Annotated in this window: 11 protein-coding genes and 1 pseudogene; 3 read left to right on the top strand and 9 right to left on the bottom strand. The window is 72.1% G+C overall.

What is annotated here, in order from left to right:
* From D3P35_RS15950 to D3P35_RS15935, 4 genes and pseudogenes are all read right to left on the bottom strand, one after another.
* Positions 1 to 84 (bottom strand): annotated as a pseudogene (locus D3P35_RS15950) (electron transfer flavoprotein subunit beta/FixA family protein); the annotation flags it as partial.
* Between the two features lie 285 nt (positions 85 to 369).
* A complete protein-coding gene (locus D3P35_RS15945) occupies positions 370 to 942 on the bottom strand; it encodes a cob(I)yrinic acid a,c-diamide adenosyltransferase (protein ID WP_118135739.1) in 573 nt (190 codons plus the stop codon).
* 2 nt (positions 943 to 944) lie between these two features.
* The gene (locus tag D3P35_RS15940) at positions 945 to 1,142 is read right to left on the bottom strand and encodes a twin transmembrane helix small protein (RefSeq protein WP_118135738.1); all 198 of its coding nucleotides are present in this window, start codon (positions 1,140 to 1,142) and stop codon (positions 945 to 947) included.
* Between the two features lie 196 nt (positions 1,143 to 1,338).
* Complete coding sequence (locus D3P35_RS15935; protein WP_118135737.1) at positions 1,339 to 2,178, bottom strand: SDR family NAD(P)-dependent oxidoreductase; 840 nt, start codon at positions 2,176 to 2,178, stop codon at positions 1,339 to 1,341.
* 137 nt (positions 2,179 to 2,315) lie between these two features.
* On the opposite strand from D3P35_RS15935, the gene parC reads away from it, so the two are divergent.
* Positions 2,316 to 4,628, top strand: a complete 2,313-nt coding sequence (gene parC / locus D3P35_RS15930) for a DNA topoisomerase IV subunit A (protein WP_118135736.1) — start codon at positions 2,316 to 2,318, stop codon at positions 4,626 to 4,628.
* A 580-nt stretch (positions 4,629 to 5,208) separates the two neighbouring features.
* On the top strand, positions 5,209 to 6,315 hold the full coding sequence (locus tag D3P35_RS26220) for a sorbosone dehydrogenase family protein (RefSeq protein ID WP_157982174.1): 1,107 nt from the start codon (positions 5,209 to 5,211) through the stop codon (positions 6,313 to 6,315).
* A 268-nt stretch (positions 6,316 to 6,583) separates the two neighbouring features.
* Here D3P35_RS26220 and D3P35_RS15920 read toward each other — a convergent pair whose 3' ends face one another.
* Positions 6,584 to 7,945, bottom strand: coding sequence for a cytochrome P450 (locus D3P35_RS15920; protein WP_118135734.1), 1,362 nt, complete (start codon positions 7,943 to 7,945; stop codon positions 6,584 to 6,586).
* Positions 7,946 to 8,027: 82 nt separating this feature from the next.
* Between D3P35_RS15920 and D3P35_RS15915 the strand changes: the two genes are divergently transcribed.
* Positions 8,028 to 9,194, top strand: a complete 1,167-nt coding sequence (locus D3P35_RS15915) for an NAD(P)/FAD-dependent oxidoreductase (RefSeq protein WP_118135733.1) — start codon at positions 8,028 to 8,030, stop codon at positions 9,192 to 9,194.
* Positions 9,195 to 9,517: 323 nt separating this feature from the next.
* Here the strand turns inward: D3P35_RS15915 and nusB are convergent, their stop codons facing one another.
* From nusB to D3P35_RS15895, 4 genes are read right to left on the bottom strand one after another with little or no spacing between them, the layout of a single operon-like run.
* Positions 9,518 to 9,994 carry a transcription antitermination factor NusB gene (nusB, locus tag D3P35_RS15910; protein WP_232830520.1) on the bottom strand — a complete coding sequence of 159 codons (477 nt, stop codon included), beginning with the start codon at positions 9,992 to 9,994 and terminating at the stop codon, positions 9,518 to 9,520.
* On the bottom strand, positions 9,994 to 10,533 hold the full coding sequence (locus tag D3P35_RS15905) for a 6,7-dimethyl-8-ribityllumazine synthase (protein ID WP_118135732.1): 540 nt from the start codon (positions 10,531 to 10,533) through the stop codon (positions 9,994 to 9,996). The genes nusB and D3P35_RS15905 overlap by 1 nt, the downstream gene beginning before the upstream one ends.
* 3 nt (positions 10,534 to 10,536) lie before the next feature.
* On the bottom strand, positions 10,537 to 11,661 hold the full coding sequence (gene ribB, locus D3P35_RS15900) for a 3,4-dihydroxy-2-butanone-4-phosphate synthase (protein WP_118135731.1): 1,125 nt from the start codon (positions 11,659 to 11,661) through the stop codon (positions 10,537 to 10,539).
* A gap of 10 nt (positions 11,662 to 11,671) precedes the next feature.
* On the bottom strand, positions 11,672 to 12,301 hold the full coding sequence (locus D3P35_RS15895; RefSeq protein ID WP_118135730.1) for a riboflavin synthase: 630 nt from the start codon (positions 12,299 to 12,301) through the stop codon (positions 11,672 to 11,674).
* Positions 12,302 to 12,949: the final 648 nt, after the last annotated feature.

The following is a 12,949-nucleotide window of genomic DNA, read 5'->3' as shown; positions in this document are numbered from 1 at the left end:
GAGATCGACACCGCTGCCATCCGCCTTCACGCGGACCTTCACGTTGTAGTCGATCACGCGTTTGACCGGCACGAGGACCTTCATCCGCATTTCTCCACTGTTGCGCGCGCCGCGGTGGCCGCGGCACGACGAAATTCTGCCGGGGGGTGGCTTCCGGGCGCCCTTCCGCTTCCCCGCCGGGGGAAGGGCGGCGCTCCGGCTTCCGGCCCCGACTTCCTTAAAAGACCCCCGGCCGAGGTCAAGTGCCTTGACCGGGGCATCTGCCGGGACCGATGGGTAGGGCAAGAAAAACCGATTGTCGACATGTTCTGCGTCGCTTTGCGGTCCGTGCCCGGCATCGGGCGGGCGGGAAGCGGGCGCGCGGGGGGCTCAGCGGTTGGCGCCGGGCACCCAGAGCACGTCATCCGCGCCATTGCCGTTCGCCACCCGGGAGGCGACGAAGAACCAGTCCGACAGCCGGTTGAGGTATTTCACCCCCGCGGGGTTCACCTCTTCCTCGGCGGCAAGCGCCACGCTCAGCCGCTCGGCGCGGCGCGAGACGGTGCGGCACAGGTGCAGGTGGGCGGCCAGCGCCGAGCCGCCGGGCAGCACGAAGCTCCTGAGCGGCGCGAGATGCGCGTTCATCGCGTCGATCTCCTGCTCCAGCCGGGTCACCTGGGCGGGGGTGACGCGCAGCGGCGGGTACTCGGCCGATGCATCGGCGGCCATGTCCGGGCGGCAGAGATCGGCGCCGAGGTCGAAGAGATCGTTCTGGATGCGGGCGAGGGCTGCGTCCATCTCGCCCTCCGCATGCAGGCGGGCGAGGCCGAGGGTGGCGTTGGTCTCGTCCACCGTGCCGTAGGCTTCCACGCGCGCGGCGTTCTTGGCCACGCGGGTGCCGTTGCCGAGCGCCGTGTCGCCCGCGTCGCCGGTGCGGGTGTAGATCCGGTTGAGGACGACCATGCTCAGCTCCCGAAGGCGACGAAGATGATGATGAGGATCACGGCGACGAACTGCAGCCCGATGCGCCACTGCATGATCTTGTTCGCGTTGCGCCGGTTGAACTCGCCGCCCTTCGCGAAGGTGCCGATGCCGAAGAGCAGCACCGCGAGCACCGCGAGGCAGGCGAGGCCGGCAAGATAGAAGAGGGGTGAGTCTGTCATGCCCCCGAGTCTAGCGCCGCGCCGGCGAAACGCAACGAATCCCCCCGCGCGGAGGCGCCGTGCCGCAGGCGGGCGGGCGCCGCGGCCGGGCCAGCCCGCTGGAATCGCGCGGCAACCCGCGCCGCGGGGCCGGGGGAAACTTGCCGTGATCGGGGGGCTTCGCGGGCGTCTCCCGCCCCGGCGCTGGTGGTGGCGGCTACTGGTTGCGCAGCAGCCGGTCGCGGGCGCGGGTGGTGAGCAGGCGGCGCAGGGCCTCGGCGGCGCGCGTGGGCAGGGTGACGCGGTAGCGCGGCTTCGGGCGCGGGCTCTCCAGCGCGTGGATGAGCGCGCGGGTGACGGCGGCGGGGGGGCGCTCGAAGCGGTCCGGCGGCCCGGCCTCGGCATAGAGGCGGGGCAGCACCTCGGCCGCGTAGGTGGCGCGCTTCGGGGCGTTCTGCCAGTCGATCCAGCGCTCGAAGTGCGGGCGCGACTTCACCCGTATCTGCGTGCCGATCGGCCCCGGCTCGATGAGCGAGATGTGCACCGGGCCGCCGAGGTTCTCCAGCCGCAGGGCGTCGGTCATCCCCTCCATCGCGTGCTTGGTGCCGCAATAGGCGCCGCGAAAGCGCAGCGCGGTGAGGCCGAGCACCGAGGAGCAGTTCACGATCCGCCCCGAGCCGCGCGCCAGCATGCCCGGCATCAGCCGGTGGATGAGCTCGAAGGGCCCGAAGAGATTGGCCTCGAAGATGGCGCGCAGGCCGCCGCGCGGCACGTCCTCCATCGCGCCGGGCAGGGCGAAGGCGCCGTTGTTGAACAGCGCGTCCGGCACGCCGGTGCGGGCGAGGGCGGCGGCGATGCTCGCCTCGTCCGCATAGTCGAGCGGGAAGCTCTCCAGCCCCGGGTGGCCCTCGGCCATGAGGGCGTCGCAATCCTCCGCCCGCCGGCAGGTGGCGAAGACATGCCAGCCGCGGGCCGCGAGGGTGAGGGCCGCGTCGCGCCCGATGCCGGAGGAACAGCCGGTGATCAGCACGCTGCGATGGGTGTGGGATGCGCTCATGGCCCGCCTTTCCTGCGCCGGGGGAGGTGGGGCCCAGAGGGGCCGCCGCGGGCCGCGCTGTCAAGCGCCGCGCGGCCGGCTCCACACCGGCCCGCTTCGCACTGGACGGACGCCCGGTGCGCCGTTACAGAAACTCCATGTCAGACACACTCGATGTTCCCGGCCCCGAAGACGGTGGCACCTCGGCAGAGACCCTGCGCCGCGCGCTCGGCGAGCGCTACCTCACCTACGCGCTCTCCACCATCACCAACCGCGCGCTGCCCGATGCCCGTGACGGGCTGAAGCCGGTGCACCGCCGCATCCTCTACGCGATGCGGGGCCTGAAGCTCGACCCCGGCGGATCCTTCCGCAAATGCGCCAAGATCGTCGGTGAGGTGATGGGTAACTACCACCCGCACGGCGACCAGGCGATCTACGACGCGCTCGCCCGCCTCGCGCAGGATTTCAACGTGCGCTACCCGCTCGTCGAGGGGCAGGGCAACTTCGGCAACATCGACGGCGACAACCCCGCCGCCCAGCGCTACACCGAGGCCCGGCTCACCGCCGCGGCCATGGCGATGCTCGAGGGGCTGGCGGAGGACGCGGTCGATTTCCGCCCCAATTACGACGGCTCGGACAGCGAGCCCGAGGTGCTGCCCGCCGCCTTCCCCAACCTGCTGGCGAACGGCTCCTCCGGCATCGCGGTGGGCATGGCCACCAACATCCCGCCGCACAACGTGGGCGAGCTCTGCGACGCGGCGCTGCACCTCATCAAGCACCCCAACGCGAGCGTGGAGACGCTGGTGGACATGGTGCCGGGCCCCGATTTCCCCACCGGCGGCGTGATGGTCGAGAGCCGCGACGCCATCGTGGAGGCCTACCGCACCGGCCGCGGCGCCTTCCGCACCCGCGCGCTCTGGACCCAGGAGGACCTCGGCCGCGGCCAGTGGCAGATCGTGGTCACCGAGATCCCCTACCAGGTGCAGAAATCCAAGCTGGTCGAGCGCATCGCCGAGCTGGTGAACGAGAAGAAGCTGCCCATCCTGGCCGATGTGCGCGACGAGAGCGCCGAGGACATCCGCCTCGTGCTCGAGCCGCGCTCGCGCACGGTGGACCCGAAGCTGCTCATGGAAATGCTGTTCCGCCAGACCGACCTCGAGCTGCGCTTCAACATGAACATGAACGTGCTCATCGACGGGCGGGTGCCGCAGGTCTGCGGGCTGCGCGAGGTGCTGCGCGCCTTCCTCGACCACCGGCGCGAGGTGCTGCTGCGCCGCTCGCAGCACCGGCTGGAGAAGATCGACCACCGGCTGGAGGTGCTCGAGGGCTACATCGTCGCCTTCCTCAACCTCGACCGGGTGATCGAGATCATCCGCACCGAGGACGAGCCCAAGCAGGTGATGATGGCGGAGTTCAGCCTCACCGACGTGCAGGCCGAGGCCATCCTCAACATGCGCCTGCGCAGCCTGCGCAAGCTCGAGGAGATGGAGCTGCGCCGCGAGCGCGACGCGCTGGTGGCCGAGCGGGAGGACCTCGTGGCCCTGCTGGGCTCCGAGGAGCTGCAGTGGAAGCGCATCGCCGACCAGCTGCGCGAGACCCGCAAGACCTTCGGCGCGCCGGCGAGCTTCCGCGGCATCACCTTCGTCGACGATCTCGCCGCGCTGAAGGCCGAGCATGGCGAGGCCTACCCCGTTGGCGCCCGCCGCACCGGCTTTGCCGATGCGCCGCAGATCGAGCTGGTGCCGGCCGAGGCGCTGATCGAGCGCGAGCCGATCACCGTGGTCTGCTCGAAGATGGGCTGGATCCGGGCGATGAAGGGCCATATCGCCCTCGATTCGGAGCTGAAGTTCAAGGACGGCGACGAGGCCCGCTTCATCTTCCACGCCGAGACCACCGACAAGCTGCTGGTGGCCGCCACCAACGGGCGCTTCTTCACGCTGGGCTGCGACAAGCTGCCCGGCGGGCGCGGCATGGGCGAGCCGCTGCGGCTGATGGTCGACATGGCCAACGACGCCGAGGTGGTCGACCTGCTGCTGCACCGGCCGGAGGGCAAGCTGCTGCTCGCCTCCTCCGCCGGCGAGGGGTTCGTGGCGCCCGAGGCCGAGCTCATGGCCCAGACCCGCGGCGGCAAGCAGGTGATGAACCTCGCCGCCGGCGTGCGGGTGCATGTCGTCCGCCGCCTCTCGGGCGACCACATCGCCGTGGTCGGGGAAAACCGCAAGATGCTGGTCTTCCCGCTCGACGAGATGCCGGTGATGTCGCGCGGCAAGGGCGTGCGGCTGCAGAAGTACAAGGACGGCGGCCTGTCCGACGCCATCGGCCTCACCCTCGCCGACGGGCTCTCCTGGAAGGATGGCGGCGGGCGCACCCGCACCGAGCGCGACCTGGGCGAATGGCTGGGCAAGCGCGCCTCCTCCGGCCGCATGGCCCCGCGCGGCTTCCCGCGCGACAACCGCTTCGCCGAGGGCTGAGACCTACGGGCCCGCGCCGCCCCGACGGGTGGCGCGGGATGTCCCCTCGCGCGTCCGCCCGGCTCGCCCGCAGCCGACCGACACGGCCCGGCCCGCCCTCCCGGGTGACGGAGGCCGGGTCCCGCGCCGGAGCAGGCCGCTCGCGCCGGCTTCCGCGCGCTTGCGCGTCCGCCGCCTCGCCGATGGCCGACCGACACGACCCGCCCGCCCCGCCGTGTGCCGGTTCCGGCGCCGGGACAGGCCGCCCCCGCAAGGATTTTTCTCGCGCGCGTCCGCCCTCCGCAGCCGGGCGTCGGGGCCTTGTCGTTTCTTCTTCCCCATGAGGGCGGGGCCTGTCCGGTTCGCCGGGCGCCCGCCCGCCTCGCTCGCCCGTCTTCCGGTCGGGACAGGGCAGCCGGCGCGCTTCCGGGAGGCAGGAACCGGGTGCCCGCGCAGCCGGCTTCCGGCGGTGATCCGATCACGCGCCGATCACGTGATTGCGATAGCGCTTGCATGGACAGGCCCGGCCGCGCCCCCCAGCCTTTCCGCCCGGACCGCCTCTCCCCCGAGGGGCCGGCCGATGGAAGACAGGGAGAGAGCCATGAGGAGACACCTGGCAACCGCGGCCCTGCTGCTGGCGGCGGCCCCCGCCGCGGCGCAGGATCACGACGAGATCCTGGAGGCGATCACGCTGCCCGAAGGCTTCAACATCTCGGTCTTCGCCGAAGTGCCCGGCGCGCGCTCCATCGCGCTCACCGAGCCGGGCGGCCCGATCTTCATCGGCTCGCGGGACGGGGCGGTGCACTCGATCCGCGACGCGGACGGTGACGGCGTGGCCGAGGAGGTGCACGAGCGGGCCGCCGACCTCAACGTGCCCAACGGCATCGCGGTGCGCGACGGCCGCCTCTACCTCGCGCTGCAGGACCGGGTGGCGGTCTGGGACGCCGGGGCGGAGGGTCTGGCCGGTGAGGGGCGCCCGGAGCCGCTCGAGACGGTGTACGACGATTTCCACGATGCCTATCACCACGGCTGGCGCTACGCGAAATTCGGGCCGGACGGGCGGCTCTACATCTCGCTCGGCGCGCCGTGCAACATCTGCGCGCTCACCGAGACCACCGGCAAGATCATCTCCATCGCGCCCGACGGCTCGGACATGCGGCTGGTGGCCGACGGGGTGCGCAACTCGGTGGGCTTCGCCTGGCACCCCGGCACCGGGGTGATGTATTTCACCGACAACGGTGCCGACCGGATGGGCGATGATATCCCGCCCGACGAGCTCAACGCCGTCGAGACCCCCGGCGGGCACTACGGCTTTCCCTGGCGCGGCGGCAGCGTGGCGCTGACCGGTTACGAGGACGAGGAGCCGCCGGTGGAGGTGATCGCCCCGGTGGTGGAGTTCGGTGCGCATACCGCGAGCCTGGGGCTCGACTTCGTCGACAGCGCGATGCTGCCCGAGGACTGGCAGGGCGACGCGGTGGTGGCCCAGCATGGCTCGTGGAACCGCTCGACGCCGATCGGCTACCGGCTGATGCGGGTGCGCTTCGGACCGGACGGCACGGCGCAGGGTCGGGAGGTGTTCGCCGAGGGCTGGTTGCTGGACAATGGCAACGTGCTCGGCCGCCCGGTCGACGTGGCGCAGATGCCCGATGGCGCGCTGCTGGTGACCGATGATCACGCCGGGCTCGTCTACCGCATCACCTACGAGTAGGCGCGCCACCCCGGCCGGGCGTGCCGGCGCGTCGGAGAGGGGCTGCGCCCCCCGCCTCCGCACCGGCGTCGGGCCTTCGGCCCTCCGGCGCGCATGGCGAGGGGGCACTTGCCCGGGTGCCGCCTGGCGCGGCCGCAGGCGCGGAGCGCCACCCGTCCCGATGCGGGCCCCCGGGCCCGCATCACCGGGTCGGCAGACCCGGTGCGGATGTGCCCTGCGGGCACAGCCGCGGGACGTATCGCCCGGGCACCGGCCGGGGCAGCGGCGCTCAGATCGGGCGCACGCGCAGTTTCACCCCGCCTTCCGGGCGCAGGGTGATGAACAGGCGTGGCACCGGGTCGGGTCCGTCGGCCTCGAAGCGGAAGCGGCGCAAGAGCGCGGCGAGCACGATTTGTGCCTCCATCATCGCGAAACCGGCACCGATGCAGATGCGCGGACCGTCGCCGAAGGGCAGGTAGGAGAAGCGCTCCGGCCGCGGCCCGAGGAAGCGCTCGGGGCGGAAGGCGTCGGGCTCCTCCCACAGCATGTGGTGGCGGTGCAGCGCGTAGATCGGCAGCATCACCGTGTCGCCGGGGCTGATGATCCGGCCGCAGAGCCGGTCCTCCGCCCGCGCGGTGCGGGAGAGAAACGCCGCCGGGGGGTAGAGCCGCATGGTCTCCTCCACCACGGCGCGGGTGAAGGGCAGGGCATCGAGGTCCTGCGGGCCGGGCAGGGCTTCGGGCAGCACCATCGCCTCGGCCCGGGCGCGCTCCTGCGCCGCCTGGTCGTGCCCGAGCAGGTAGAGCGCCCAGGCGAGGGCGAGGGCCGTGGTCTCATGCCCGGCGACGATGAAGGCGAGCAGGTTGTCGCGCAGCTCCTGCGGGTTCATGCGCCGGCCGCTGTCGGGGTCGGCCGATTCCATCAGCATGCCCAGCAGGTCGGGCGTGTCGGACGGGTTGGCGAGGCGCTCGCGCACCACCCGGTCCGCCACCTCGTGCAGGCTGCCCACCACCCGCCGGCCCATCAGCGCGCCGGGCCGCGGCGCCCAGGCGGGGGCGCCCACGATGTCGAGCAGCGAGACGCGCCCCACCCGGCGGATGTAGCCGTTGATCGTGTCATGCACATGCGCGCGGTCGATCTGCCCGCCGCCCGCGAGGGTGACGTTGCAGATGATGTCGAAGGTGACGGCCACCATCTCGTCGTAGAGATCGGCCGTGGCGCCCCCGGGCCCCGCCGCGCGCTCCAGCCGGGCGAGGGAGGCGCGCGCCGCCTCCTGCATCACCGGGGCGAGGTCGGCGAGGTTGCGGTGCGAGAACACCGGTGCCGCGGTGCGCCGCTGCCAGCGCCAGTGCGCGCCCTCGGCGAGGAACAGGCTCTCGCCGATGCCGGGGCCGAGGATGCGGTGGGTCACCGTGCTCTTGGGGTAGTCCTCCACCCGGTCGCGCAGCACCCGGCGCAGGGCCTTCGGGCTCATCACCATGTGCCAGCGCAGCCCGGTCTTGCCGGTGACCATCGGCTGGCGGGTGGCGTTCCACGGGATGATGGCGAGCAGGTTGCCGCGCGCGGCACGCAGGGTGCCGAGGATGCTCAGCGGCTCGCGATGCAGCTCGGCCCGGACCGGGATGAAGGGCGTGTCGGCGAGATCTTTCATGGGGTCCTCCCGCATCAGAGTATGGGGTCGGCGGGGCAGTTTGGGAATTGCGGCGGCGACGATTTCCTGCGATGGGGCGCGGATGAGCGACTGGGACGTGATCGTGATCGGGGCCGGAGCGGCCGGGATGTTCGCCGCCATCGAGGCCGGGCGGCGGGGGCGGCGCGTGCTGCTCCTCGACCATGCGAAGGCGCCGGGCGAGAAGATCCGCATCTCCGGCGGCGGGCGCTGCAACTTCACCAACATCCATGCCGGGCCGGGGAACTTCCTCTCGGAGAACCCGCGCTTCGCGGTCTCGGCGCTGAAGCGCTACACGGCGCGGGACTTCCTCGCCCGGGTGGAGGCGCATGGCATCGCCTGGCACGAGAAGACCCTGGGCCAGCTCTTCTGCGACGGCTCGGCGCGTGAGATCGTGGCCATGCTCACCGGCGGGCTGGCGGAGGCGGGGGTCACCCTGCGGCTCGGCACGCCGGTGGAGGCGGTGGGGCGCGACGGCGGCTTCGTGGTGCAGGCGGGCGGGGCGCAGCGGGCGCAGAGCCTGGTGATCGCGACGGGCGGCAAGTCGATCCCGAAGATGGGGGCGACCGGCTTCGGCTACGACATCGCGAAACAGTTCGGGCTGGGGCTGGTGGAGACGCGGCCCGGCCTCGTGCCGCTCACCTTCGCCGAGCAGGAACTGGCGCCGATGAAGGCGCTGGCCGGGGTCTCGGTGCAAGGCGCGGCGGCCAGCGGCAAGGCTCGCTTCGAGGAGGCGGTGCTCTTCACCCACCGCGGCCTCTCGGGCCCGGCGATCCTGCAGATCTCCTCCTACTGGCGCGAGGGCGGCGAGATCACCCTCTCGCTCGCGCCCGCGCATGATGTCTTCGCCGAGCTGAAGGCGCAGAAGGCGCAGGCCGGCCGGCAGGCGCCGCAGACCGCGCTGGCCCGGCTGCTGCCGAAGGCGCTGGCCCAGCACCTCGCCGCGGGCCTCACCGGCAACCTCGCCGACCTCTCCGACAAGCGCCTGCGCGCGCTGGCCGAGGCGGTGAACGCCTGGCGCCTGCGCCCGGTGGGCAGCGAGGGGTACCGCACGGCCGAGGTGACGCTGGGCGGGGTCGACACGGCCGGGCTCGACAGCCGCACGCTCGCGGCGCGCGAGGTGCCGGGGCTCTACTTCATCGGCGAGGTGGTGGACGTGACCGGCTGGCTGGGGGGCTACAACTTCCAGTGGGCCTGGTCGTCGGGCTGGGCCGCGGGACAGGTGGCCTGAAGGGCGCGTCCCGCTTGTCGGGACAGGGCCGACGAACGCCCCACCATGGGTGGGGATGAGGAGGCCCTCGCTCCGCCGGGGGCCCCGCGCTGTACGCTCCCTCCCGCGGGGAAGGCCCTCCTCATCCCCTCCCGGGGCGGGAGGGGAGTTCGTCGGCCCTCGTCCCGCCGGGGGCGGGACGGGCGTCGTTCCTGAGGGGGGAGTTGAAGCGCCGCGGGGCTCCCGCGAATGTGCCGGGGCTCGGGCGGCGGGAAGGCTGCCGCTGCTCTCGGGGAAGGGCAGGCGGCAGGGGGGGGGCGCAACCGGCGTCGCGCCGGGACGCCTCAGGCGAAGGCTTCGGGGTTTGCCTCGCGGGCCATGTGGTCGAGCACGGCGTTCACGAATTTCGACTCGCGGCCCTCGGGGAAGAAGGCCTTGGCGACGTCGACGAACTCGGTGATCGCCACTTTCGGCGGCGTCTGGCGGCCGAGGAACTCGGCGCCGGCGGCGCGGAACAGGGCGCGCAGCGTGGGGTCGATCCGGTCGATCGGCCATTTCGCCACCAGGGCGCGGTCGGTCATCTGGTCGATGGCGGCCTGGCGGCTCACCGCTTCGGACACGAGGTGGCGGAAATGGTCGATGTCCGCTTCCTCGTAGGTGTCCTCGTCGATGGTGGCCCCGATGCGGTGCGTCTCGAACTCGGACATGGTCTCGCTCAGCGAGGTGCCCTGCGCCTCCATCTGGAACAGCGCCTGCACGGCGTAGAGCCGGGCGGCGGAGCGCATGCGGCGGGCGAGGGAGATCGGCATGGAGCGGGCCATCAGGCGGTGTCCTTCGAAGGGGCGGCACCGCCGGCGACCAGCGTGTCGGTGGAGGAGGGGGCGAAGGCCTTGCCGCCGCGCTTGAAGCGCCGGGCGAGGGCGACGAGATGCAGCGCGGCCTCGGCCGCCCCGCCGCCCTTGTTCTGGTCGAAGGCGCGGGCGACGGCCTGGGCGTGGTTCTCCACCGTGAGGATGCCGTTGCCGATGCAATGGCCCTCGAGGCCGAGCAGGGTGAGGGCGCGGGAGCTGTCGTTGCACACCGTGTCGTAATGGGTGGTCTCGCCGCGGATCACGCAGCCGAGTGCCACGTAGCCCTGGTAGCGGTAGCAGTTGGTGGCGAGGCGGATCGCGGTGGGCACCTCGAGCGCGCCGGGCACCTCGATGGTCTCGTGCGTGGCGCCCACGCTCTCCAGTGCCGCGCGCGCGCCGGCCAGCAGGCCGTCGGCGATGTCGCGGTAATAGGGGGCGACGACGATCAGCACGTGCGGCGCGGGGTCGAACGCCGGAAGCGGCACGCGGTAATGGCTTTCACCGGCCATGGATCACTCCTCCTCGGGGCCGGGGGCCCCGGAAATCGGGCGGGTGGAATGCACCGTGAGCCCGTAGCCTTCGAGCCCCACGATACGCGGCACGGGGGAATTCGTCAGCAGGATCATTTCGGAAATGCCCAGCGCGCCGAGGATCTGGGCCCCCAGCCCGTACTGGCGCAGGATGTTCGGGCTCACCCCGCCGGGCGAGACGATGTTGGTGAGGGCGTTCGGCTCCATGTCGCGCAGGATCACCACGGCGCCGCGGCCCTCGCGGCCGATCTCGGCCATCGCGTCGTGCAGCTGGTGCGCGCGGCCGGTGCGCAGGCCCAGCATGTCCTCGAGGATGTTGGCGGCATGCATGCGCACCAGCACCGGGCCGGGGGCGGAGAGATCGCCCTGCGTGAGGGCGAGATGCTCCTGGCCCTCGGTCTCGTCGACGAAGACGCGCAGCAGCCAGTCACCGCCATGCTCGGAGGAGAAGGTGCGCTGGGCGCTCTCGCGCACCAGGTTGTCGTGCCGGCGGCGGTAGGCGATGAGGTCGGAGATGGTGCCGATCTTCAGCGCGTGGCGTTGGGCGAAGGCGACGAGGTCGGGCAGGCGGGCCATGGTGCCGTCGTCGTTCATGATCTCGCAGATCACGCCGGAGGCGTTGAGCCCGGCGAGCCGGGAGATGTCGACCGCCGCCTCCGTGTGGCCGGCACGCACCAGCACGCCGCCGGGCCGCGCGCGCAGCGGGAAGACATGGCCGGGGGTGGCGAGGTCCTGCGGGCCGCTCTCGGGGTTGATGGCCACGGCCACGGTGCGGGCCCGGTCATGGGCGGAAATGCCGGTGGTCACGCCCTCGCGCGCCTCGATGGAGGTGGTGAAGGCGGTCTCGTGGCGCGACTGGTTGGAGGCCGACATCATCGGCAGGCCCAGCCGGTCCAGCCGGTCGCCGGTCATCGCGAGGCAGATGAGCCCGCGGCCATGGGTGGCCATGAAGTTGATCGCGTCCGGCGTCGCCATCTGCGCGGGGATCACGAGGTCGCCCTCGTTCTCGCGGTCCTCGTGGTCCACGAGGATGAACATGCGGCCGTTGCGGGCATCCTCGATGATCTCCTCGATGGAGGAGATGGCATCGGAGTAGGTGTTGATCATCAGCGTCGCCTCACGCGTTGGTCATCTCGGCGAGCCGCGCGACATAGCGGGCCAGCGTGTCGATCTCGAGGTTCACCCGGTCACCGGCCCGGGCGTCGCCCCAGGTGGTCTCGGCGCGGGTGTGGGGGATGATGTTCACTCCGAATTCCAGCCCCTCGACCTCGTTCACGGTGAGGGAGGTGCCGTTGAGCGCCACCGAGCCCTTGGGCGCGATGAAGCGGGCCAGGGCCTTCGGGGCGCGGAAGCGGTAGCGGATGCTGTCGCCCTCGGGCGTGAGCGAGAGGATCTCGGCCGTGCCGTCGACATGGCCGGAGACGATGTGCCCGCCCAGCTCGTCGCCCACGCGCAGGGCGCGCTCGAGGTTGATGCGCTTGCCCGCCGCCCAGCCGCCCAGGGTGGTGAGGGAGAGGGTTTCGGCGGAGACGTCGACGTCGAACCAGCCGCGGCCCTCCGCGCTGCCTCCGGGATTGCCCCCGAGGTTGCCCTTGTCGACCACGGTGAGGCAGACGCCGTCGCAGCTGATGGAGGCGCCCAGTGCCACGCCGGCCATGTCGTAGCCGCAGGCGATGCGCATCCGGGTGTCGCCGCGGGGGGTGATCTCCACGATCTCGCCGATGTCGGTGATGATGCCGGTGAACATTTCTCTCGCCTTTCCGCGCTGCCGGGCTAGGGAAGTAGCGTGCAGCCGCGATGTACGCAAGCCACGCCGGCGTTTTTCCGGCGGCTGCCGCGCCGCAGCGATAGGGCTTTTTCCCCTGCCTGCGATACGCTACCATCGGTTGCGCGGCCGGGGCAGAACGCCCGGAGCGCCGAAGGCCGGGCCGCGGCACGACCGGGACGGAACGCCCGGAGAGCGGGGCGCGATGCCCCCCGGCGCGGCAGGGCGCGGCGCCCGGGCCGCCGGGAGGAACGCCCGGTGCCCGCGCGGCCCGCACGGACGGAAATTCGTGGCCCGATGGCCCCGGACGATGCAGGTCGGGGCCGGAAGGCCGTGGAGACCGTCACCCGGGCCGAAAGGCCGTGCAGAAGCAATGTCGGGGCGAAGGCCCCGAGGAAGCAATGTCGGGGCGCATGGCCCCGGGGAAGCAATGTCGGGGCGCATGGCCCCGAGCCGGACCAGGCCGGGGCCATCCGCCCCGGAACAAAGCAAGCGGGGCGAATGCCCCGGAACAGAGCAAGCCGGGGCGGATGCCCCGGAAAAGCGGGGGCGAAACGCTCCGAAGACTGCCAGGGCGGAACGCTCGGAAAAAAAGGCCATAAGAGGGACAAAACTGTGATCAGGCTCTTT

The sequence above is a fragment of the Oceanicella sp. SM1341 genome, from assembly GCF_003448965.1.
Taxonomy (GTDB): domain Bacteria; phylum Pseudomonadota; class Alphaproteobacteria; order Rhodobacterales; family Rhodobacteraceae; genus Paroceanicella.
Note: the sequence above shows the minus strand (reverse complement) of the source record. Positions and strands in the feature narration are given on the sequence as shown.

Coding starts and splice junctions, on each gene's coding strand:
- D3P35_RS15945 (WP_118135739.1), bottom strand. CDS start 942: ATGGTCGTCCTCAACCGGATCTACACCCGCACCGGCGACGCGGGCGAC.
- D3P35_RS15940 (WP_118135738.1), bottom strand. CDS start 1,142: ATGACAGACTCACCCCTCTTCTATCTTGCCGGCCTCGCCTGCCTCGCG.
- D3P35_RS15935 (WP_118135737.1), bottom strand. CDS start 2,178: ATGAGCGCATCCCACACCCATCGCAGCGTGCTGATCACCGGCTGTTCC.
- parC (WP_118135736.1), top strand. CDS start 2,316: ATGTCAGACACACTCGATGTTCCCGGCCCCGAAGACGGTGGCACCTCG.
- D3P35_RS26220 (WP_157982174.1), top strand. CDS start 5,209: ATGAGGAGACACCTGGCAACCGCGGCCCTGCTGCTGGCGGCGGCCCCC.
- D3P35_RS15920 (WP_118135734.1), bottom strand. CDS start 7,945: ATGAAAGATCTCGCCGACACGCCCTTCATCCCGGTCCGGGCCGAGCTG.
- D3P35_RS15915 (WP_118135733.1), top strand. CDS start 8,028: ATGAGCGACTGGGACGTGATCGTGATCGGGGCCGGAGCGGCCGGGATG.
- nusB (WP_232830520.1), bottom strand. CDS start 9,994: ATGGCCCGCTCCATGCCGATCTCCCTCGCCCGCCGCATGCGCTCCGCC.
- D3P35_RS15905 (WP_118135732.1), bottom strand. CDS start 10,533: ATGGCCGGTGAAAGCCATTACCGCGTGCCGCTTCCGGCGTTCGACCCC.
- ribB (WP_118135731.1), bottom strand. CDS start 11,661: ATGATCAACACCTACTCCGATGCCATCTCCTCCATCGAGGAGATCATC.
- D3P35_RS15895 (WP_118135730.1), bottom strand. CDS start 12,301: ATGTTCACCGGCATCATCACCGACATCGGCGAGATCGTGGAGATCACC.